Consider the following 19,884-nt stretch of genomic DNA (forward strand, 5'->3'; position numbering starts at 1 on the left):
GCATCAGGAAGGCCGCTGGCGGCGTCGCGTCGCTTGCAGGGGCAACCAGCCCCTGCTGCACGCCGCTCCTATCCAGCGGCCTTCCTGATGCGATGACGATGCCTCCACCTAATCAGGACAGGCTCTAATCCCAGCGGGCAAGATCCGCGTAGTCCTGCCCGCGCGGTTCGATCCAGGTCCATTCGCCGCCGCGTTGCTCGCGCTTCCAGAACCACGACTGGCTCTTGAGGTGATCCATCGCGAAATCGACCGCGTCGAAGGCGGCGCGGCGATGGCTGGCGGCGGCCGAAACGCAGACGATCGGTTCGCCCGGCCGCATCACGCCGACCCGGTGGAGCATCAGCATGCCCATCAGGCCGAACCGGGTAACCGCCTGTTGGGCCAGGGCCTGCATCCCCGGCAGGGTCAGCGGTTCGTAATGGCTGAGCTCAAGCGCCTCGACCCCATCTTCACCGCGCACCTCGCCAACGAAGGTGCAGACCCCGCCCAGCCCGGGATGGGCATTGGTGAACGGTCCGATGAATTGCCCGGGGATAAAGGGGCCAGTCAGCAGGCGGACGTCGATCATCGGACTATCCGCCGCTGACCGGCGGCAGGAACGCCAGTTCATCACCCGCAGCCAGCTCGATCGCGGTTTCGCGCGCCAGCAGTTGCCCGTTGAGGGCATGGCGCACGCGTTCATCGGCCAGTGCCAGCGCCAGCTGCGGCTCAAGAGCGGCCAGCACATCGGCCAGCGGCCCCGGCGCTACCGCCAGCTCGCCGCCCGACACCAGGTCACCCAGGCGCCCCAGAAAGACCAGCCGCGCGCTCATCCGCCGGTTGCGGACATGTGCCGGGCCAGTGCGGGCGCGGCGCCGGGCCGGTCGATTTCGAAATTGTGGCGCGCGGGCTTGATTCGCATCGCCAGGTCCAGCGCCTGTGACAGCGCCGCATCGGGATCGGGCCCGCGCAGCGCGGCGCGCAGGTCAACCTGTTCCATCCCGCCCAGGCAGGCGAACAGCTGGCCGGTGGCGGTCACCCGCACCCGGTTGCAGCCATCGCAGAAATTGCCGGTCAGCGGAGTGATGAAGCCCAGTCGGCCGCCCGTCTCGGCCACATCGACATAGCGCGCCGGACCGCCGCTGCGGTGCGGGTTGGCGCTCAGCGTAAAGCGCTGCTCCAGCTCGCGCCGCACTTCGCTCAGCGGCAGGTACTGGTCGAACCGGTCGCCTTCGACTTCGCCCAGCGGCATCACCTCGATCAGCGTCAGGTCCATCCCCTGACCATGCGCCCATTCGACCAGCGCGGGGATCTCGTGCTGGTTGACGTCCTTCAGCGCCACGGTGTTGAGCTTGACCGCCAGCCCGGCCGACTGCGCGGCGGCGATCCCTTCCAGCACCTGCGGCAGGCTGTCACGCCGGGCGAGCCGGGCAAACTGATCGCGGTCGAGCGTATCGAGCGAGATGTTCACCCGCCGCACCCCGGCGACGTAGAGATCATCGGCATGCTGGGCGAGCTGGGTGGCATTGGTGGTCAGCGTCAGCTCTTCCAGCCCATTGCCCAGCTTGCGCCCCAGCGCGCGGACCAGCTCGATCATGTCGCGCCGCACCAGCGGTTCGCCGCCGGTCAGGCGGATCTTGGTAACCCCGCGATCGATGAAGCCCAGCGCCATCCGGTGCAGCTCTTCCAGGCTCAGCACTTCCTTGCGCGGCAGGAAGGTCTGGCGTTCGGGCATGCAATAGGTGCAGCGCAGGTCGCAGCGATCGGTCACCGACAGCCGCAGATAGGTGATGCGGCGATTGAACTGATCGACCAGGGGGCGTGATGCGGTCATGACTGAGGCTCTATCATTCCGGCTGCATCGATTGCCAGAAGCTGGCCAGTCACACCTTGACAATTGTCAAGCAATCCCAGTGCCGCAACCAGCCCTTCCTCGCTATCGCAGGCCAGCGCATTGACCCGGCGCGGGGCGCGGGCGCGGGCCAGTTCCTGCACCGCGGCCAGCCGCCAGCCGCGGTGGCTGTGATCGGCGGGCGGGAAGACCAGCACGGTGCTCTCATCCTCCTGCGCCGCCAGATCGGCGCGCAGCCGGGGGAGCCATTCGGCATGAAACGCGGCGGCGGCATCGAGCGGCGCCTGGGGCAGCCCGGTGATCCGCAGCAGGGCCATCAGCGCCGTTCGCGCCGCAAGGTGATGCCGATCTGCTCGGCACCTTCGGCGATCGCCAGCTTGACGATCTTGACCGTCACCGCCTCGACCCGCTCGTCCTGCACGAACAGCGTGTCGCAAACATGTTCGGCCACCGCTTCGATCAGCTTGAAATGGACGCCCTGCGGCAGCGCCGCTGACGCAGCAAACTTGAGGTCCATGTAATTCTTGCTGGCTTCGAGCGGGGTATCGGGTTCGTAGCGCGGCTGGGCCTTGAGCTGGACCGTGATGGTAAAGCGCAAGGGCTGCGGGCGGCCGGTCTCTTCGGAATAGATCCCGGTCAGCACGTCGTGCTCAAAATCGGCGACTTCAAGGATCAGGCTGTCGGCCATCGTCAGTCATTGCTCCAACGCGCGAAGATCGCGGTGGGCAGCAGCCGCCCGTCGGGGCCCTGCTCGCGCACCGCCAGGTCGCCATGCTCCAATTTGCCTGGCAGGTCGCGGAAAATCTCGTCCATTAGCCCGATCAATGCCAAAGATGACATCCGCACCGCATAGACGGTGAGGAACAGGAAGCTGCTCTCTGCATCAAGCAGCTGCCGGCAATTGTCGAGCAGGCCGGGCAGGCTTTCCTCCAGCCGCCAAACCTCGCCTTCGGGGCCGCGACCGAACTTGGGCGGATCGAGGATGATCCCGTCATAACGCTTGCCGCGGCGCACTTCGCGCGCGGTGAACTTGGCGGCATCGTCCACGATCCAGCGCACCGGGCGATCGGCCATGCCCGAAAGCGCGGCATTCTCGCGCGCCTGGGCGACCGATTTCTTGCTGGCATCGACATGGGTCACCGGGCCGTAATCGGACAGCGCCAGCGTGCCCACCCCGGTATAGCCGAACAGGTTCATGGTCTGGGCATCGCTGCGCCCCTGCAACCGTTCGCCCATCCAGTCCCACACCGGAGCCATATCGGGGAAGAACCCCAGATGGCGGAACGGGGTGCACTGCGCGGTGAACTTCACATCGCCGCGCGCCAGCGGCCAGCCATCGCGCGGCACCTGCCGGGTGCCATAGGCCCAGCGGCCGCCGCCATCCTCATCCGAACCGGGAACGAATTCCCCGTCGGCCGGCCAGTGCTCAAGCCGCGGGGTCCACATCGCCTGCGCTTCCGGGCGGATGAAGCTGTAGGGGCCATAGCTTTCGTATTTGCGGCCATGGCCCGAATCGACCAGCTGGTAGTCGGCCCAGCCGTGGCCGGTCATCACGACCGGCGCCGCGATCAGCTCAGCCACGCGGCACCGCGTGCTGGGCGACATAGTCCGCTATCGCGGCATAGTCCCCCGGCAGCTCGACCAGTCGCTCTTCGCGCTCGAACAGATCGCCGATCCGCGCCGGCAGCGAGGGGCGCTGCCCGGTGGCGCGCTCAACCGCGTCGCGGAACTTGGCCGGGTGGGCCGTGGCCAGCGTCACCACCGGCACTTCGCGCGGCAGGCCCGCGGCGCGCGCGGCGTGGAGGCCAATCGCGGTATGCGGATCGAGCAGTTCGCCAGCGTTTTCGTGTGCCCAGCGGATTGCCCGGGCCATGTCGTTGGCATCGGCGCGCGCGCTGGAAAACAGCCGGGCCGCACCTTCGCGCTGCGCATTGGTCAGCTGCATCGCCTTGGTCGCCTCAAACCCCGCCATCTGCGCGGCCATGGCGGCGCCATCGCGGCCGCCCAGATCGAACAGCAGGCGTTCGAAATTGGACGACACCTGGATATCCATCGAGGGCGCGGCGGTGGGGGTTACCGTCCCGGCCGAATAGTCGCCATTGGCCAGTGCGCGGTGGAGGATGTCGTTGACATTGGTGGCGACGATCAGCCGCGCCACCGGCAGGCCCATCTGCGCCGCGACATAGCCGGCGAAGACATCGCCGAAATTGCCGGTCGGCACGGCAAAGGCCACTTCGCGGTGCGGCGCACCCAGCTGCAGACCCGCAGCGAAGTAATAGACCACCTGCGCCATCAGCCGGGCCCAGTTGATCGAATTGACCGCACCGATCGCAAAGCGGCCGGTCATCGCGGTGTCATTGAACATCCGCTTCACCATGGCCTGGGCATCGTCAAACGTACCCTCGATCGCGATGTTGTGGACATTGGGCGCCAGCACCGTGGTCATCTGCCGGCGCTGGACGTCGCTGACCCGCCCCTTGGGGTGCAGCATGAACACGTCGATCCGAGAACGGCCCGCCACGGCATCGATCGCCGCCGATCCGGTATCGCCCGAAGTCGCCCCGACGATCGTCAGCGGATCACCGCCGCGACCCAGGAACTCCTCGAACAGCAGGCCCAGCATCTGCAAGGCAACGTCCTTGAACGCCAGGGTGGGTCCATGGAACAGTTCGAGCAGCCATTGCTGTTCATCCAGCTGCTTCAGCGGGGTCACCGCCTTGTGCGCGAAGCGGCCATAGGCCTGGGTGGTCAGCTCGAGCAGACGCTCATAGGTCAGACTGTCACCCACAAACGGCGCCATGATCCGCGCGGCCAGTTCGGCATAGGGCAACCCGGCCAGCGCGGCGATCTCCTCTTGCGAGAAGCGCGGCCATTCGCGCGGCACATAGAGCCCGCCGTCGCTGGCGAGGCCCGCCAGCGTCGCGCCTTCGAAGTCCAGCGCCGGAGCGCTGCCACGGGTGGAGACGTATTCCATGGTCGGGCGCGTTAGCCGGATGACGCGCACTTGGAAACCCTGTGCAGGCGCGCGCACTTATCGAAAATTGCTATGCTGCGGCCAATCGCTTGCGCAGCGCCAGCCCATAGATCACCAGCGCGGTGGCGGCGAACAGGAACCACTGGACCGCGTAGGACAGGTGATTGTTCGAAAGGCTGTCAGGGTCAGGCCGGATATTCGCCGCCAGCCCGGCCAGCGGCGGATCGGCCACCAGCATCAGCTGCACTGGCTGGGGATCACGCATCGCCGCGACCCAGCTGCGATGATCTGGCAGCTGCGAAACCAGTCCCTTGGCCGCGCCGCCAGACCAGCTGACCACCGTTCCGGGGTTGGCCGCGGTGCCAAGCTGCACAAACAGGCCGCCATCACACTTGACGATATACCGGGTCCCGGCGCTGCCCGCGCCTTCGCGCTGCATATCGTGCGGGTTGCGGCAATCGGTGGTCGCCGGGCGGAACAGCAGCGTCTCGTCGCTGCTGCCCGCAGTGAGCACGAGCGCGGGCAGCGATCCGTTGGCGCGCAGCTGTTCAACCAGCGCTTCCTTCTGGTGCAGCCGGTCAAGCTGCCAGAAGCCCAACCGCACCATCATTGCCACCGCTGCCAGCACCAGCAGCGTGGGGATCACCGGGATACGTCTAGTCACCCGATTGCCCTGTGTCTGTCGCAGCGTCGCCGCGCAGATCCTTGCCGGTCGCCTCTACCGCGTTGCGCTGGAATTCGGCGGCCAGCAGCGCGGCCTTGCTGACCCTGAGGCCCCAGATCGTCGCCCCGAAAATCAGCGGAGCCCACAGCACCAGGTGGACCCACAGCGGCGGTTCGAAAGCCAGCTGCACCCACAGCGCCAGCCCAACCACCAGCGCGCCGATTACCATGGTCAGGAAGGCCGCCGGGCCATCGCCGACATTGAAGCTGGCATAGTCGAGCCCGCAGCTTTTGCACCTGGGCGCAAAACGGGTGAGCCCGGCGAAAAGGCCCTGGCTGCCGCAGCGCGGGCACAATGCGAAAAGGGCAGCCTGGGAAATCCCCGGCTGCCCCTTCGTGTCAGGCGCAGGGCCTGTCATCAGTGGACCGCGTGGCCCCAGTTGCCCCAGACGTAGATCGCGACGAACAGGAACAGCCAGACCACGTCAACGAAGTGCCAGTACCAGGCGGCCGCTTCGAAACCGAAGTGCTGCTTGGGCGTGAAATCGCCATTGTAGGTGCGCTTGAGGCAGACGATCAGGAAGATCGTGCCGATGATCACGTGGAAACCGTGGAAGCCGGTCGCCATGTAGAAGGCGCTGCCATAGGTGTTGGTGCCGAAGGGGAACGGCGCGGCAGCATACTCATAAGCCTGGATGCTGGTGAACAGCAGGCCCAGCAAAATCGTGGCCCACAGGCCCTTCTTCAGGCCATCGCGGTCGCCATGGATCAAGCTGTGGTGTGCCCAGGTGACCGTGGTGCCCGAGCACAGCAGGATCAGCGTGTTGAGCAGCGGCAGGTCAAAGGCGTTGAGCACGGCTTCGACACCCTTGGGCGGCCACTGCCCGGCAACCACTTCGGAAATGGTCGAGGGGAACAGCGAAAAATCGAAGAATGCCCAGAACCAGCCGACGAAGAACATCACTTCCGAAGCGATGAACAGGATCATGCCATAGCGCAGGTGCAGGCCAACCACCGGGGTATGATGCCCCTGATGGGCTTCCTTCACCACTTTGCCCCACCACAGGTACATGGTGGCAAGCACCCCGGCGATGCCCAGCGGGAACACGATCTTGCCTGCCGGCATATCGTGCATGAACAGGACCAGGCCGCTGGTCATCAGCAGCGCGGTCAGTGCCCCCATCAGCGGCATGATGTCGGGATCGAGAATGTGATAATCGTGGTTCTTGCTGCCGGCCATGATACGTCAGGTCCCCGTTATTCGCTTGGCCGACAGTGACCCTGTCGGCGGAAATTGCCAAGTGCCCTTATCGCGCCGCCGCGACCGGGTCCAGTGCCTTTGATGCAGCTTTCCCACCACTCGCTTTCGCCTGGCTCTGGTCGGCCGATTTGTGGAAGGTGTAGCTGAGCGTGATCTGCCGGATATCGCGGGTTTCCGGATTGTCGAGAATGGCCGGATCAACATAGTACTGGACCGGCATTTCAACCTTCTGCCCCGGCTGCAGGGTCTGCTGATTGAAGCAGAAACAGGCGATCTTCTTGAAATAGATGCCGGCGCGTTCCGGCTCGACATTGAACCCGGCGACCCCGGTGATCGGTTCGTCCGAAAGGTTTTCAGCGGTGTAGAAGGCGATCCGGCGCTGGCCGATCTTCATGTCCTGCGTGGTCTGGCTGGGACCGAAGCGCCAGGGCAGCCCGGCTTCGATATTGCCGTCGAAGCGGACCGATATGGTCTGCGCCGCCACACCAACCGCCCCTGCCTCAAGCTCGCTGGCGCGCTGGGTGGTGCCGCCATAGCCGGTCACCTGGCAGAAGATCCGGTAGAGCGGCACGGCGGCAAAGCCCAGCGCCAGCATGGTCAGCGCTCCGGCCAGCGCGATCAGCCCGACCCGGCGATTGCGGCGCGGATCAGCGGTGACCAGCGATGCCATTACAGCGCCGCCCGCTTGGCGATGGTGATCAGGAAAAACAGCACGCACAGCCCGGCCAGCACCAGCGCCAGCGCCCGGTTGCGTCCGGCGATCACGCGCTTGCGCTGGGCTTCGAGATCGGTCTTGTCAGGGTCCATCGTCATCATCCGGCAATCAGGCGGTCCGCCACCAGGGCAGCGAACAGGGCAAACAGATAGAGCACCGAAAAGCCGAACAGGCGCTTTTCGGCGCGCATGTCCATATCGTTCTCGGGCGTGCGGAAGGTCGCAACCTTGAGGCTGAGCAGCAGGAACAGCGCGCCCAGCAGCAGCGCCGAAGCGCCATAGAACCAGCCGGTCAGCCCCAGCAGGAACGGCGCCATGGCGATCGGCAGCAGCAGCACGGCATAGATCAGGATCTGGCGCCGCGTGCTCTTGTGCCCGGCCACCACCGGCATCATCGGAATGCCCGCGGCGGCATAATCGGTCTCGACAAACAGCGCGAGCGCCCAGAAATGCGGCGGAGTCCAGAAAAAGATGATCGCGAACAGCAGCACCGGCATCAAGGTGATCTCGCCAGTGGCGGCGATCCAGCCGATCATCGGCGGAAAGGCCCCCGCCCCGCCGCCGATCACGATGTTCTGCGGGGTGCGCGGCTTGAGCCAGACGGTGTAGATCACCGCATAGTAGAAGATCGAAAAGGCCAGGATCGCGGCCGCCAGCCAGCCGGTGGCAAGCCCCATGATCAGCACCGAACCAACCGACAGCGCGATCCCGAAATCGCGCGCTGCAGCGCGGTCCATCCGCCCCGCCGGCAGCGGGCGGGCAGCTGTGCGCTTCATCTTGGCGTCGAGGTCAGCCTCCCACCACTGGTTGAGCGCGGCCGAACCGCCCGCCCCCAGGGCGATGCACAGGATCGCGGTGAAGCCCAGGATCGGATTGACCGCGACCGGCGCCGCCAGCAGGCCGCACAGCCCGGTGAAGATCACCAGGCTCATCACCCGTGGCTTGGTCAGCGACCAGAAGTCGCGCCAGTCGGCGGGCAAGGGAATCGGTTGGGCAGGAGCGGTTGACATTGCCGGGCGCTATAGGCGCGAGCTAAAGCCGCTTCAACCAGTCGATCAGCAATGCGTTCACTTCTTCGGGGCGTTCTTGCTGGGTCCAGTGCCCGACACCGTCAAGGACATGGCCTTCGACCCGCGGCGCGAACATCCGCATCATCGCCACCGGATCGGTCACCGCGCCGAACAGCGTGGTGGCGGGATCGCGGGTCCCGCCGATGAACAGGCAGGGCTGCTCCAGCTGCTTGCCCTGCCAGGGCTTGAGCCATTCGAAATCGCGTTCATGGTTGCGATAGCGGTTGAGCGGCCCGCGAAAGCCCGAAGCCCCGAACTCGCCGGCGTAGTAATCAAGATCAGCCTCGCTCAGCCAGGGCACGCCTTGCGGGACCGGCAGATCCTGCAGGAAGGTCGCGCCGGCCGGCTTGTCCCAATAGTTGCCCGGCGGCACATCGCCCGAGATCGAATACATCATCGTTTCGACGAAGCGGCGCGGATCAGCCTCGGCCTCGGCCTCGGCCACGCCGGGTTCCTGGAAATACTCCTGATAGAAGAACCGGCCCTGGCTGGTGAAATGTTCGCGGAACACTTCGGTAAAGGGCCGCAGCGGAGCACCGGCGAAGGGCACCGAGAGACCGGCGACGGCACGGATCCGGTCGGGCCGGGTAAAGGCCGTGTTCCAGACGATCGGCGCGCCCCAGTCATGTCCGATCAGCACCACCGGTTCGCCGGGTGACAGGGCATCGGCCAGTCCGACCAGATCGCCAGCGATCTTTTCCAGCGTATAGTCTTCGACCCTGGGCGGCTTGTCCGACCCGCCATAGCCGCGCACGTCGATCGCGCAGGCGGTGAAGCCCGCAGCAGCAATCGGCGCGATCTGGTGGCGCCAGGAATACCAGCTTTCGGGAAAGCCATGGACCATGATCGCCAGCGGGCCGCTGCCCTCGATCGCGCAGCGCAGCGTTACATCGCCACAATCGATCATGCGGAATTCAGGCATTGCGCTTCTCCCAAAGAAAACGCCCCGACCTTGCGGGCCGGGGCGCTTTCTGTCCAGCCTTGCGGCCGAAAGTCTTAGTGGTGGTCGTTGTCTTCGATCACCGGGATGGTTTCAAACTGGTGGAACGGCGGCGGGCTCGACAGCGTCCATTCGAGCGTGGTGGCGCCTTCGCCCCAATAGTTGCCTTCGGCCTTCTTGCCGGCGGTGAAGGCGTAGATGATGTTGATGAACCAGATCACCAGCGAGGCCAGCAGCACCAGGTAACCGATCGACGACCAGTTGTTCCAGTATTCATAGGCCGGGGCATAGTCCGGATAGCGGCGCGGCATGCCCTGCAGACCCAGGAAGTGCTGCGGGAAGAAGATCATGTTCACACCAGCGAAGAACACCCAGAAGTGCAGGTGGCTGAGCAGTTCCGAATGCCAGCGCCCGCTCATCTTCGGGAACCAGTAGTAGAAGCCGGCAAACAGCGCGGTAACCGCACCCAGCGACAGCACATAGTGGAAATGCGCCACCACGAAGTAGGTGTCGTGCACGTAGTTATCGACGCCGCCGTTGGCCAGATAGACGCCGGTGACGCCGCCCACGGTGAACAGGAAGATGAAGCCGATCGCCCAGACCATCGGGCTCTTGAACTCGATCGAGCCACCCCACATCGTCGCGATCCAGCTGAAGATCTTGATGCCGGTCGGCACCGCGATCACCATGGTGGCGAGCGTGAAGTACATCTTGGTGTTGAGGCTCATGCCGGTGGTGTACATGTGGTGCGCCCACACGACGAAGCCGACCACGCCGATCGCGACCATCGCATAGGCCATGCCGAGGTAGCCGAAGATCGGCTTCTTCGAGAAGGTCGAGATGATCTGGCTGATGATGCCGAAGGCCGGCAGGATCATGATGTACACTTCGGGGTGGCCGAAGAACCAGAACAGATGCTGGAACAGTTCGGGGTCACCGCCGCCCTTCGGATCGAAGAAGGTGGTGCCGAAGTTGCGATCGGTGATCAGCATGGTGATCGCCGCAGCCAGCACCGGCAGTGCGAGCAGCAGCAGGAAGGCGGTAACCAGCACCGACCAGACGAACAGCGGCATCTTGTGCAGGGTCATCCCCGGCGCGCGCATGTTGAAGATGGTGGTGATGAAGTTGATCGCGCCCATGATCGAGGCGGCACCGGCAAGGTGCAGCGAGAAGATCGCGAAGTCGGTTGCCGGGCCGTTCGAACCATAGGTCGAAAGCGGGGCATAGGCGGTCCAGCCGATCCCCGCGCCGTTGCCGGTGGCATCGCCCGGAACCACCGCCGAAAGCAGCAGCGAGCAGAAGCCCGAAACGGTCAGCCAGAACGAGATGTTGTTCATCCGCGGGAAGGCCATGTCAGGCGCACCGATCATGATCGGAACGAACCAGTTGCCGAACCCGCCGATGATCGCCGGCATGACCAGGAAGAACACCATGATCAGGCCGTGCGCGGTGATCAGCACGTTCCACAGGTGCAACTGGGCGTCAAAGCTGGCCCCGGGTTCACCAAGCAGGCTGGCGATCCAGCCCAGGTGCTGGATCCCCGGCTGCGCCAGTTCCAGCCGCATCAGGCCCGAAATCGCGCCGCCGACAACCCCGGCAAAGATCGCGAAGATCAGATAGAGCGTGCCGATGTCCTTGTGGTTGGTGGACATGAACCAGCGGGCGAAAAAGGCCGGCTTGTGATCATGGTGGGCATGATCATCGCTGTGGGCCTGGAATTGGTCGGCGGTGGTGGCCATGGGTTTCGAACCTCTGTCCTAAATCTGCTGGGTCAGGCGGCGGGCTTGGCGGCGGAAGCAGCCTTGTCCGTTGCCGGAGCGGCGGCGGCAGCTTCGGGCGCGTCAGGCGCACCGTCGATCTTGCCGCCCTGGGCGATCACCCAGGCGTTGAACTTGTCGCGCGGCAGCGCTTCGATCACGATCGGCATATAGCCATGACGCGCACCGCACAGTTCCGAGCACTGGCCGAAGTACACGCCCGGCTTGTCGATGTGGATCACCAGCTGGTTGAGCCGGCCCGGGACCGCGTCGAGCTTGAACCACAGCGCCGGCACCGCGAAGGCGTGAATCACGTCGGCGCCAACCGCCTGAAGACGGATGTCTTCACCAGCCGGGACCACCATGCGATTGTCCACCGCCAGCTGCGAGGGGCCATCATCATCCGTGCGGAAGCGTTCGCCTTCCTTCACATCGGCCTTGTCCTTCAGCATGTTCGAAATCACTTCGAAGCCGCCGTTATCAGGATAGGTATAGGTCCAGTACCACTGGTTGCCGGTGGCCTTCACCGTCAGCGCATCCTTGCCCGGATCGCGGAATTCGGCGCGCAGCAGGTTGACCGAGGGTACCGCGATGGCGACCAGGATCAGGATCGGGATCCCGGTCCAGACCACTTCGAGCAGGGTGTTGTGCGAGGTCTTCGACGGCACCGGGTTCGCGCGCTTATTGAAGCGCAGGATCACGAACAGCAGCAGGCCGAGCACGAACACCGTAATGATCGCCATCACCCAGACCAGCCCGTCGTGCATGGCCAGCGCCTGCTTACCGTTGGGCGAGAACTGCGGCTGGATGTTGATCCCGCCGGGCACCGGCATGCCGACGCCTTCGACCGGCTTCATCGGGGTGTAGCCGCCGGGGGCTACCTTGAAGTGCGGATCGTTGGGATCGATCTTGACCGGTTCGGGCGCCGGAGCGGCGGCCACGGGTGCAGCAGCAGCAGGCTTGGCATCGGCTGCAGAAGCATCGGCGCTGGCCGCAGCCGCGGCCTCGCTCGCTGCGGGAGCGGCGGCCGGAGCCGCCCAAGCGGTTGCCGGTACTGCCAGCAATGCCAGCGACAGTCCGACTGCCTTGATCGCGTTGATGGACGCATTGGCCGCGTTCCGGGCGGTTTGGCCGATTGTCATCGTTCCTCTTGCTTTCGCTTTTTCAGGCCGATGGAAGCCCATCCGTGCTCCCCCCTGCCCCCTTGGGAGTTGTGAATTTCAGCCGGGCCTATACGCGCGCTTTACGGGCACCTCAAGCGCCTCTAGGGAAATTTTGTGGGTCGCCCCGTTCAGCGCCCCCTGCTTGTCCGAAAAATGCACGAAAGGCCGGTCGATACCATGCAGGATGAAGAAGTGCTTGCCGAGTTCCGGGCCAGCAAGGCCTTGCTTGAAGGGCATTTTCTGCTCTCGTCCGGGCGGCACAGCGCCCATTACCTGCAATGCGCCCGGGTGCTGATGGACCCGATGCGGGCCAGTCGGCTGGCCTCGGCCCTGGCCGCGCGCCTCCCGCGCGAGCTGCGCAAGGAAATTACAAAGGTGGTTTCACCCGCGATGGGCGGGGTGATCATCGGCCACGAAATGGGCCGCGCGCTGGGAATCGAGGCGCTGTTCGTCGAACGCCCGACCGGGACCTTCGAACTGCGCCGCGGCTTTGCCCTGGAACCGGGTGACAAGGTGCTGATGGTCGAGGACGTGGTGACCACCGGCCTGTCCAGCAAGGAAGCGATTCGCTGCATCGAAGATGAAGGCGGTGAAGTGGTCGCTGCCGCCGCGCTGGTCGATCGCAGCGCCGGAACGGTCGATCTGGGCGTGCCGTTCTTCCCGCTGATCGCAATCAACTTCCCGACCTATGCCGCGGACGAACTGCCGCCCGAACTGGCCGCCAGCGAGGCGGTCAAGCCGGGGAGCCGCGCCAAGCCGTGACCATCACGCGTCTCCGCCTGGGCGTGAACATCGATCACGTTGCGACGATCCGCAACGCGCGCGGGGGCGATCATCCCGATCCGGTCCGCGCGGCCGAAATCGTCGCGGCCTGCGGCGGCGATGGCATCACCGCGCACCTGCGCGAGGATCGCCGCCACATCCGCGACGAGGACCTGGCCCGGATCCAGGCGGCCACCAGCCTGCCGCTCAATCTGGAAATGTCCGCGACCGAGGAAATGCTGGCGATCGCGCTGCGCCACAGCCCGCACGCCGCCTGCATCGTTCCCGAACGGCGCGAAGAGCGCACCACCGAAGGCGGGCTGGACGCCGCCGGCCAGCACAACCGGCTTTACCCGATGGTCCAGCGGCTGGGCGAGGCGGGGATCCGCGTCAGCCTGTTCATCGCCCCTGATGAACGCCAGATCGAAGCCGCGCTGCGGCTGGGCGCGCCGGTGGTCGAGCTGCACACCGGCGAATATGCCCATGCCGAGGGCGAGGCCCGGGTGGCCGAACTGCGGCGCCTGGCCGATATGGCTGCGCTGGCCGCCAAGAACGGGATCGAACCGCACGCCGGGCACGGGCTGACCTATGACAACGTCCAGCCGGTCGCCGCGATCCCGCAGCTGGCCGAACTCAACATCGGGCACTACCTGATCGGCGAGGCGATCTTCTGCGGGCTGGAACCGGCCGTGCTGAAAATGCGCGAACTGATGGACGCGGCGCGGCCATGATCATCGCCATCGGATCCGACCTGTGCAACATCGAACGCATCCAGCAATCGCTTGAGCGCTGGGGGGAGAAGTTCGAGAACCGGGTGTTCACCGCGACCGAGATCGCGAAGGGCAACAGCCGCCCGTTCACCAAGGCCGGCACATTGGCCAAGCGCTTTGCCGCCAAGGAGGCCTTTTCGAAGGCGGTCGGCACCGGCTTTCGCGCCGGCGTGTTCATGAAGGACATCGGCGTGGTCAATGCCAAGAGCGGCGCGCCAACCCTGGCGCTGAGCGGCGGGGCCGCGCGGCGGCTTGCGGCCATCACGCCCGCAGGCCATGAAGCAGTTGTCCACCTGACCCTGACCGACGATCACCCCTGGGCCCAGGCCTTCGTCATCATCGAGGCCCGCAAGTTGTGAATGAAGTGACCGAAACGCCCCCGCAAGACCCCACGCCTGCCCCGCAACCGCCCGAGCCCTACGAACCTCTCGACTGGATCGGCGAGATCAAGGGGCTGTTCTGGATGCTGGCCGCCGTGCTGGCCTTCCACAGCTTCATCGCCAAGCCGTTCTACATCCCGTCGATCTCGATGATGCCCAACCTGCTGGTTGGCGACCGGCTGGTGGTTTCCAAGTTCCCCTATGGCTGGAACTGGGCCTCGGCCAGTTTCCACGTGCTGCCGCGCGATACCTGGCGGCTGCTGCCGGGCACGCCGCAATACGGCGATATCGTGATCGTGGTCCCGCGCGATCGCACCGACGATCTGATCAAGCGGGTGGTTGCCCTGCCCGGCGACCGGATCGCGGTGGTCAATGGCGAGATCGTGCTCAATGGCAAGAAGGTGCCACAAACGGTTGAACCCAGTGTGCAATTGCCGGCCGATCCGCAACTGATGTGCGGCGAATACGGCTATCCCAGCTGGTGCTACGATGTCTTCGCCCGCTACAAGCGGCGGCTGCCATCCGGCAAGGACGTGATCGAGCTGCCGACCTATCGCGAAGTGCTGCCCAACGGCGCGACCTACCTGATCGTGCGCGATCAGCCGACCAGCCTTTACAACAACATGCCCGAAGTGAAGGTGCCCGAAGGCCACCTCTTCCTGATGGGCGATGACCGCGATCGTTCGGCCGACAGCCGGGTCGCCAATTCGGACAATGGCCTGGGCGGACCGGTGCCGCTGTCCGACGTTGGCGGACGCGCCGAATTCGTCACCTTTTCGCTCGACGGCAGCCAGACCAACAATCCGGCTTCATGGTGGAAAGCCTTGCGTCCCGGTCGATCCTGGACCAGCCTGCGTCCGGTCCACCTGACGAAAGGCAAGTGATGGCCCAAGAGGATCGGCCCCGCCCTGCCCGTTCCCGCCGCAAGCCGCCGCCCGAACCGGTCGCGCTGCACGCCGGGCCAACCGACTTTTCCGATCCGGTGCTGCGCAACGAGATGAAGCGGGCCACGGTCTGGATCGGCCTTGCCGCCTTGCTGGCGCTGACGATCTATCTGGCCGAACCGCTGCTGATCATCTTTGGCGGGATGGTTTTTGCCGCGATGATCGATGGCGGCGCGCGGCTGCTGGGCCGGGTGCTCAAGATCGGCCGGATGTGGCGGGTAACGATCGTGCTGCTGGCGGTGGGCGCCTTCATGATCTGGACCGCGATGTTCGCCGGGACCCAGATCGCCGCCCAGGCCGCACAGCTGCCGGCCACGATCGAGGCTCAGGCGCTCAAGGTGCTCGACTGGCTGCAGGCCCACGGAGCTTCGCTTAACGTCAAGACCACCCAGGGCCTGATCGAGCGCGCGGCGGATTCGATCGGTCAGGTGACCAGCGCGGTCGGCGGGCTGATCGGCGGGATGACCACGGCCTTCGGGATCGTGGTGCTGGGGATCTACTTCGCGGCCGAACCGCAGCTTTACCAGCGCGGCTTTGCCTGGCTGCTGCCCACCGCCCAGCGCGCCCATTTCGAAGGCACCGCCACGCAGATGGGCCGCACCCTGCGCCGGCTGATGGCCGGGCGGCTGGCCGGCATGACTTTCGAAGGGCTGATGACCTGGCTGCTGCTGTGGCTGTGGGGTGTGCCGATGGCGGCGCTGCTGGGTCTGCTGACCGGGCTGCTGGCCTTCCTGCCGAACATCGGCGCGCCGATTTCAGGCGCGTTGATGATCCTGGTCGGCTTTTCCGACAGCACCCAGACCGGGCTGTTCTGCATCTTCGTCTATCTGCTGATCCACACCATTGACGGCAACATCGTGGTGCCGCTGATCGCCAAGCACACTGCCGATCTGGCCCCGGCGGTGGTGCTGGGAATGCAGCTGATCATGGGCACGCTGTTCGGCCTGCTGGGGCTGATGCTGGCCGATCCGCTGGTGGCGATGATCAAGGTCGCGCTGGAACGCCAGTCACTGCGCAACGAAGGGTCCTGAACTTTGGTCCGCAAGTTCCTCTATTTCATCGCGATCATGGTGGTGCTGTTCGCCGCCGGACGGATCGTGCTGGGCTTCTATCCCGAAGAGCTGACCCGCGCGACCTTTACCCCATCGGGTGCGTTCGAGCCGCAACAGCGGCTGGCGCAGAATGCCTATGCCGCCCCGGCGATGTGGCTGGCGCGCCCCCGCGATCCGGGCGAGGCGCTGATCGCATGGAAGCCCGATGGCTTTGCCGAACCGGGCGCGCCGATCGACGTGGCGGTGTTTTTCGTCCACCCGACCAGCTACCTCAAGAAGACCCACTGGAACGCGCCGCTGGACGATGCCGACGCGCGGCGGATCGGCGAGATTGTGACCAGGGCCAATGCCTCGGTATTCAACCGCGCGGCAGAGGTCTGGGCGCCGCGCTATCGCCAGGCCACGTTCGGGGCCTTTGTTTCCGACAAGCCCGAAGCCGGCCAGGCGCATGACCTGGCCTACCGGGACGTTGCCCAGGCGTTTGACACGTTCCTGGCCGCGCAGCCGCCCGGACGCGGGATCGTGCTGGCCGGGCACAGCCAGGGCAGCTTCATCATCAAGCGGCTGCTGAAGGAAAAGGTCGCCGGCACCCCGCTCGCGCAGCGGATTGTCGCCGCCTATGCGATCGGCTGGCTGGTCGATACCGCGCGCGATCTGCCGGCGATGGGGCTTACCGCCTGCGCCACGCCCGAACAAAGCGGCTGCGTGATCAGCTATCTGTCGTTTGTCGATCAGGCCGACACCACCATGATGCGCGGTGCCTATGAACGGTTCGCCGGCAAGACCCAGGCACCCTCCACACCGCACTACCTGTGCTCCAACCCGTTGACCGGGGGGATCGGCGGAACGGCTGCGGCCGATGCCAATCGCGGGGCGATCGTGCCCGATCTGAAGATGGAACACGCCACGATCACGCCCAAACTGGTCGGTGCCACCTGCGCCGCGGACGGCACGCTGCGGATCGGTGAGGGTCCCGATATGGGTCCCTTCGTGCTGCCTGGCGGCAATTACCACGTCTATGACTACGCTCTGTTCTGGACCAACCTGCGCGAAGACTTCGCGCGGCGGGCGGCGGCATGGCAGAAGCAGCGCTGATCACCACCCAGGCGGGCGAGTTCCGCGCGAGCCTGCCCCAGGGCGGCGCGCTGCTGGCGCTGGATCTAGGCACCCAGACGATCGGCACCGCCTTTTGCGATGCCGGCTGGCGCTTCGCCTCGCCCGGCAAAACCCTGAAGCGCGGCAAGTTCGGCGCCGACCGTGAGGCGCTGGCCGCGCTGATCCGCGAACGCTCGGTCAAAGGTGTGGTGATCGGACTGCCGCTCAACATGGACGGCAGCGAAGGGCCGCGTGCGCAATCGAGCCGCGCCTATGCCCGCAACCTTTCGGCCGCGCTGGGTCTGCCGATGCTGCTGTGGGATGAACGCTGGTCCACCGCCAGCGCAGAAAGCGCGCTGATCGCCCAGGACATGAGCCGCGCCAAACGCGCCGACCGGATCGATGCCGCCGCCGCCGCGGTGATCCTGCAAGCCGCGATCGACGCGCTGGCCGGCGGAATCGGCTGATGGAGGACGGGCTGGCCGATCTCGCCGGAGGCGCGGTTGACCTGGCGGTCGACGCCGCCGACGTCATCGGCACGGTGGTCGATGTCCATCCCCGGCGCAAGCGCTGGAAGGGCTGCCTGATCCTGCTTGTGCTGTTGATCCTGGTGGCGCTGCTGATCCACTTCCTGGCGCGCTAACCCACCAGTTCGGCCCGCCGCACCTTCGCTTCGACCTCGACCAGCCGGCTGCCCGATTGCTCGGCCCGCGCCCACAGTGCATCGCGCGCCGCAAGATCCGCTTCGCACGAGGCCAGCGCATCCCATGCCGCCAGCCGCATCCGGTCGCTGGGGTGGCGCAGGGCGAAACGCTCGGCCAGGTCGAGCGCCTCGGCCCCGCCCAGCCCGACCGCAACCCGCAGGAAGGCTTCGCTGGGCGCCGGGGCGAGCATGGCCGCGACAGTGCCCTGTTCGGTGTCGAAGCGGTACTGGTCAAGCCAGCCCTGCCCGCCATGGCTGTGCATCACGTTGAGCGAGACCGAAAGCGAATCCGCCGGCAGCTGGGTGTGAACATCGCGGTGCGCCCGGTAGAGCATCAGCTTGCCCGGTTCGAGCCGGGCACGTTCGATGAAGCGCAGCGACGGCACCGGTTCGCCTCTCCAGCCGACCACCTCCTCATAATCGTACTCGTAATAGTCGCTCCAATAGCCGGGGCCGAAGTAGCCCAGGGTCAGGAAGTTGAAATTGTGATCGTGCGGCAGGCCGATCGCGAAAGCCGATGCGCCGCTGGCCCGGACCATGTGCTCGTCCAGCGACGGCCACAGGTTGGCGCGGATGAAGAAATCGTGCTGCGGCGCCGACAGCACCACCACCTGCGGGCTGTAGGCACTGCCCAGAACATCCTCGCGGTGGCGCTGGGCCAGTTCATCAATCAACCGGTCGCCCAGAAAGGTGCGGTTGTTGCCCAGCCGCCGCAGCCACAATGCGGCGTTGTGCAGGCTTTCTTCATCGTGGGGATCGAACCCGCAATGGTTGATCGCTTCGATCGCCGCTTCGAGTTCACAGGCCGTATCATCGACCAGTTCGATCACCCTTGGCATGCGGCTGCCTCCTTCAGCTGGGGGTAGGTTTCAAGCAGCTGGGCGCGCAGGGCGCCGGCCGGGCCCGACAGGGGATCATCGGCCCGGGCCGCAATCCGGCACAGCGTGACGAAGCCGGTCCGACTGTCGAGCGCCAGGCACTCGCGCAGCGATTGCCAGCGCAGCGAATCCCCGCCGTGTTCTTCGGCCATCGCCGCCAGCAGCGGCGCGGCATCGCTACGGCCCATCCTGCCCAGCAGGGCTGCCGCCAGTTCGAGCCGGCTTTCGCTGAGCGATGCCGAAGCCTGGTGGAGCTGGACGCCATCGCTTAGCCGGTATTCGCGCGCGACAGCTCCGCCTTCAACCCGGCGCTGCAATTTGAGCAGCACCAGCGAAGTGGGGATCGAAAGGTGCATCAGGCTCTCGCGTGAACCGTCACGGCGATTGACCGTTCCCGGCGCCAGCGAACAGGGGCGGCGCTGAAGCTCCACACCGCCCGGCCGCCTGCCGACGATTTCCAGCAGCTCGGCCTCGCCGGTGCCGGCCAGGACATGCTCCCAGGTTTCGCCCGGCGGGAAGCTGGCGGTCAGGAACGGATCACGGCGGCGCAGTCCGGCCCCGTCGATTGACTGCACCACCAGGCCGACCGATCCGACGCTGGCGATCAGCAGGCTCGCCAGCCGGGCGTTGCAGAAGTGGCGCAGCGGCACCTGGCCAAATGGCCGGGCGCGAAGTTCCGCCAGCAGCACGCCGAACAGACCGTCCAGCAGATCGCGCGCAGCGCTGCTGCCGGGGGTGAACAGGTCGGCCAGGACCGGTAACCGGTCCAGTGCTTCGCCGGCACCATAGCGCTGCATTTCCGCCTCTATCGCCTGGTACCGGGCGCCCGCGCACCAGCGTTCGTGGGTCAGGGCCAGTTCGGCCTGGGCGTGACGCTGCGGAGCATCGTTGCTCCGCAGCGCCTGGATCTCATCGCGGATGAGCACC

At 65.8% G+C, this 19,884-nt stretch carries 26 protein-coding genes; 8 read left to right on the forward strand and 18 right to left on the reverse strand.

Annotation, left to right across the window (positions count from 1 at the left end):
- Positions 1–124: 124 nt before the first annotated feature.
- The 16 genes from IT549_RS01515 to coxB form a co-directional block, all read right to left on the reverse strand.
- Positions 125–568 (reverse strand): molybdenum cofactor biosynthesis protein MoaE, encoded by a 444-nt coding sequence (locus tag IT549_RS01515; RefSeq protein ID WP_292969489.1) that lies wholly within the window; start codon positions 566–568, stop codon positions 125–127.
- Between the two features lie 4 nt (positions 569–572).
- Positions 573–812, reverse strand: a complete 240-nt coding sequence (locus tag IT549_RS01520; protein ID WP_292969490.1) for a MoaD/ThiS family protein — start codon at positions 810–812, stop codon at positions 573–575.
- Positions 809–1,813 carry a GTP 3',8-cyclase MoaA gene (gene moaA / locus IT549_RS01525; protein WP_292969491.1) on the reverse strand — a complete coding sequence of 335 codons (1,005 nt, stop codon included), beginning with the start codon at positions 1,811–1,813 and terminating at the stop codon, positions 809–811. The genes IT549_RS01520 and moaA overlap by 4 nt, the downstream gene beginning before the upstream one ends.
- Positions 1,810–2,148: a Rossmann fold domain-containing protein gene (locus IT549_RS01530; RefSeq protein ID WP_292969492.1), complete on the reverse strand. Its 339-nt coding sequence runs from the start codon at positions 2,146–2,148 to the stop codon at positions 1,810–1,812. The genes moaA and IT549_RS01530 overlap by 4 nt, the downstream gene beginning before the upstream one ends.
- Positions 2,148–2,519 (reverse strand): dihydroneopterin aldolase, encoded by a 372-nt coding sequence (locus IT549_RS01535; protein ID WP_292969493.1) that lies wholly within the window; start codon positions 2,517–2,519, stop codon positions 2,148–2,150. The genes IT549_RS01530 and IT549_RS01535 overlap by 1 nt, the downstream gene beginning before the upstream one ends.
- A gap of 2 nt (positions 2,520–2,521) precedes the next feature.
- Entirely contained in the window at positions 2,522–3,412 is an 891-nt protein-coding gene (locus IT549_RS01540) for a class I SAM-dependent methyltransferase (protein WP_292969494.1), read from the reverse strand.
- A complete protein-coding gene (gene thrC, locus IT549_RS01545; protein ID WP_292969495.1) occupies positions 3,405–4,805 on the reverse strand; it encodes a threonine synthase in 1,401 nt (466 codons plus the stop codon). The genes IT549_RS01540 and thrC overlap by 8 nt, the downstream gene beginning before the upstream one ends.
- A gap of 70 nt (positions 4,806–4,875) precedes the next feature.
- Entirely contained in the window at positions 4,876–5,469 is a 594-nt protein-coding gene (locus tag IT549_RS01550) for an SURF1 family protein (RefSeq protein ID WP_292969496.1), read from the reverse strand.
- Positions 5,462–5,887, reverse strand: a complete 426-nt coding sequence (locus IT549_RS01555) for a DUF983 domain-containing protein (RefSeq protein ID WP_292969497.1) — start codon at positions 5,885–5,887, stop codon at positions 5,462–5,464. The genes IT549_RS01550 and IT549_RS01555 overlap by 8 nt, the downstream gene beginning before the upstream one ends.
- Positions 5,887–6,708, reverse strand: coding sequence for a cytochrome c oxidase subunit 3 (locus IT549_RS01560; protein ID WP_292969498.1), 822 nt, complete (start codon positions 6,706–6,708; stop codon positions 5,887–5,889). The genes IT549_RS01555 and IT549_RS01560 overlap by 1 nt, the downstream gene beginning before the upstream one ends.
- 67 nt (positions 6,709–6,775) lie before the next feature.
- Positions 6,776–7,399 carry a cytochrome c oxidase assembly protein gene (locus IT549_RS01565; RefSeq protein ID WP_292969499.1) on the reverse strand — a complete coding sequence of 208 codons (624 nt, stop codon included), beginning with the start codon at positions 7,397–7,399 and terminating at the stop codon, positions 6,776–6,778.
- Entirely contained in the window at positions 7,399–7,536 is a 138-nt protein-coding gene (locus IT549_RS01570; protein WP_292969500.1) for a hypothetical protein, read from the reverse strand. The genes IT549_RS01565 and IT549_RS01570 overlap by 1 nt, the downstream gene beginning before the upstream one ends.
- Positions 7,537–7,541: 5 nt before the next feature.
- A complete protein-coding gene (locus IT549_RS01575) occupies positions 7,542–8,453 on the reverse strand; it encodes a heme o synthase (protein ID WP_292969501.1) in 912 nt (303 codons plus the stop codon).
- 22 nt (positions 8,454–8,475) lie between these two features.
- Entirely contained in the window at positions 8,476–9,435 is a 960-nt protein-coding gene (locus IT549_RS01580; RefSeq protein WP_292969502.1) for an alpha/beta hydrolase, read from the reverse strand.
- Positions 9,436–9,509: 74 nt separating this feature from the next.
- Positions 9,510–11,192: a cytochrome c oxidase subunit I gene (ctaD, locus tag IT549_RS01585; protein ID WP_292969503.1), complete on the reverse strand. Its 1,683-nt coding sequence runs from the start codon at positions 11,190–11,192 to the stop codon at positions 9,510–9,512.
- Between the two features lie 32 nt (positions 11,193–11,224).
- The gene (coxB, locus tag IT549_RS01590) at positions 11,225–12,352 is read right to left on the reverse strand and encodes a cytochrome c oxidase subunit II (protein WP_292969504.1); all 1,128 of its coding nucleotides are present in this window, start codon (positions 12,350–12,352) and stop codon (positions 11,225–11,227) included.
- Between the two features lie 198 nt (positions 12,353–12,550).
- On the opposite strand from coxB, the gene pyrE reads away from it, so the two are divergent.
- From pyrE to IT549_RS01630, 8 genes are read left to right on the forward strand one after another with little or no spacing between them, the layout of a single operon-like run.
- Complete coding sequence (gene pyrE, locus IT549_RS01595; protein WP_292969700.1) at positions 12,551–13,135, forward strand: orotate phosphoribosyltransferase; 585 nt, start codon at positions 12,551–12,553, stop codon at positions 13,133–13,135.
- Positions 13,132–13,866, forward strand: a complete 735-nt coding sequence (locus IT549_RS01600; protein WP_292969505.1) for a pyridoxine 5'-phosphate synthase — start codon at positions 13,132–13,134, stop codon at positions 13,864–13,866. The genes pyrE and IT549_RS01600 overlap by 4 nt, the downstream gene beginning before the upstream one ends.
- Positions 13,863–14,264 (forward strand): holo-ACP synthase, encoded by a 402-nt coding sequence (gene acpS, locus IT549_RS01605; RefSeq protein WP_292969506.1) that lies wholly within the window; start codon positions 13,863–13,865, stop codon positions 14,262–14,264. Before IT549_RS01600 ends, acpS begins: the two co-directional genes overlap by 4 nt.
- 5 nt (positions 14,265–14,269) lie before the next feature.
- Positions 14,270–15,169, forward strand: coding sequence for a signal peptidase I (lepB, locus tag IT549_RS01610; RefSeq protein WP_292969507.1), 900 nt, complete (start codon positions 14,270–14,272; stop codon positions 15,167–15,169).
- Entirely contained in the window at positions 15,169–16,260 is a 1,092-nt protein-coding gene (locus IT549_RS01615) for an AI-2E family transporter (RefSeq protein ID WP_292969508.1), read from the forward strand. Before lepB ends, IT549_RS01615 begins: the two co-directional genes overlap by 1 nt.
- 3 nt (positions 16,261–16,263) lie before the next feature.
- Positions 16,264–17,376: a DUF3089 domain-containing protein gene (locus IT549_RS01620; protein WP_292969509.1), complete on the forward strand. Its 1,113-nt coding sequence runs from the start codon at positions 16,264–16,266 to the stop codon at positions 17,374–17,376.
- Positions 17,358–17,843, forward strand: coding sequence for a Holliday junction resolvase RuvX (gene ruvX, locus IT549_RS01625; protein WP_292969510.1), 486 nt, complete (start codon positions 17,358–17,360; stop codon positions 17,841–17,843). Before IT549_RS01620 ends, ruvX begins: the two co-directional genes overlap by 19 nt.
- A complete protein-coding gene (locus tag IT549_RS01630) occupies positions 17,843–18,019 on the forward strand; it encodes a hypothetical protein (protein WP_292969511.1) in 177 nt (58 codons plus the stop codon). The genes ruvX and IT549_RS01630 overlap by 1 nt, the downstream gene beginning before the upstream one ends.
- Here IT549_RS01630 and IT549_RS01635 read toward each other — a convergent pair.
- Positions 18,016–18,918 (reverse strand): transposase, encoded by a 903-nt coding sequence (locus IT549_RS01635; RefSeq protein WP_292969512.1) that lies wholly within the window; start codon positions 18,916–18,918, stop codon positions 18,016–18,018. The two genes, IT549_RS01630 and IT549_RS01635, sit on opposite strands and share 4 nt — an antisense overlap.
- Positions 18,906–19,883, reverse strand: coding sequence for a hypothetical protein (locus tag IT549_RS01640; protein WP_292969513.1), 978 nt, complete (start codon positions 19,881–19,883; stop codon positions 18,906–18,908). Before IT549_RS01640 ends, IT549_RS01635 begins: the two co-directional genes overlap by 13 nt.
- Position 19,884 lies beyond the last annotated feature (1 nt).

It is taken from the genome of Novosphingobium sp., from assembly GCF_020852455.1.
Classification (GTDB): domain Bacteria; phylum Pseudomonadota; class Alphaproteobacteria; order Sphingomonadales; family Sphingomonadaceae; genus Novosphingobium.

Coding starts and splice junctions, on each gene's coding strand:
- IT549_RS01515 (WP_292969489.1), bottom strand. CDS start 568: ATGATCGACGTCCGCCTGCTGACTGGCCCCTTTATCCCCGGGCAATTC.
- IT549_RS01520 (WP_292969490.1), bottom strand. CDS start 812: ATGAGCGCGCGGCTGGTCTTTCTGGGGCGCCTGGGTGACCTGGTGTCG.
- moaA (WP_292969491.1), bottom strand. CDS start 1,813: ATGACCGCATCACGCCCCCTGGTCGATCAGTTCAATCGCCGCATCACC.
- IT549_RS01530 (WP_292969492.1), bottom strand. CDS start 2,148: ATGGCCCTGCTGCGGATCACCGGGCTGCCCCAGGCGCCGCTCGATGCC.
- IT549_RS01535 (WP_292969493.1), bottom strand. CDS start 2,519: ATGGCCGACAGCCTGATCCTTGAAGTCGCCGATTTTGAGCACGACGTG.
- thrC (WP_292969495.1), bottom strand. CDS start 4,805: ATGGAATACGTCTCCACCCGTGGCAGCGCTCCGGCGCTGGACTTCGAA.
- IT549_RS01555 (WP_292969497.1), bottom strand. CDS start 5,887: ATGACAGGCCCTGCGCCTGACACGAAGGGGCAGCCGGGGATTTCCCAG.
- IT549_RS01560 (WP_292969498.1), bottom strand. CDS start 6,708: ATGGCCGGCAGCAAGAACCACGATTATCACATTCTCGATCCCGACATC.
- IT549_RS01565 (WP_292969499.1), bottom strand. CDS start 7,399: ATGGCATCGCTGGTCACCGCTGATCCGCGCCGCAATCGCCGGGTCGGG.
- IT549_RS01570 (WP_292969500.1), bottom strand. CDS start 7,536: ATGGACCCTGACAAGACCGATCTCGAAGCCCAGCGCAAGCGCGTGATC.
- IT549_RS01575 (WP_292969501.1), bottom strand. CDS start 8,453: ATGTCAACCGCTCCTGCCCAACCGATTCCCTTGCCCGCCGACTGGCGC.
- IT549_RS01580 (WP_292969502.1), bottom strand. CDS start 9,435: ATGCCTGAATTCCGCATGATCGATTGTGGCGATGTAACGCTGCGCTGC.
- ctaD (WP_292969503.1), bottom strand. CDS start 11,192: ATGGCCACCACCGCCGACCAATTCCAGGCCCACAGCGATGATCATGCC.
- coxB (WP_292969504.1), bottom strand. CDS start 12,352: ATGACAATCGGCCAAACCGCCCGGAACGCGGCCAATGCGTCCATCAAC.
- pyrE (WP_292969700.1), top strand. CDS start 12,551: ATGCAGGATGAAGAAGTGCTTGCCGAGTTCCGGGCCAGCAAGGCCTTG.
- acpS (WP_292969506.1), top strand. CDS start 13,863: ATGATCATCGCCATCGGATCCGACCTGTGCAACATCGAACGCATCCAG.
- IT549_RS01615 (WP_292969508.1), top strand. CDS start 15,169: ATGGCCCAAGAGGATCGGCCCCGCCCTGCCCGTTCCCGCCGCAAGCCG.
- ruvX (WP_292969510.1), top strand. CDS start 17,358: ATGGCAGAAGCAGCGCTGATCACCACCCAGGCGGGCGAGTTCCGCGCG.
- IT549_RS01630 (WP_292969511.1), top strand. CDS start 17,843: ATGGAGGACGGGCTGGCCGATCTCGCCGGAGGCGCGGTTGACCTGGCG.
- IT549_RS01635 (WP_292969512.1), bottom strand. CDS start 18,918: ATGCCAAGGGTGATCGAACTGGTCGATGATACGGCCTGTGAACTCGAA.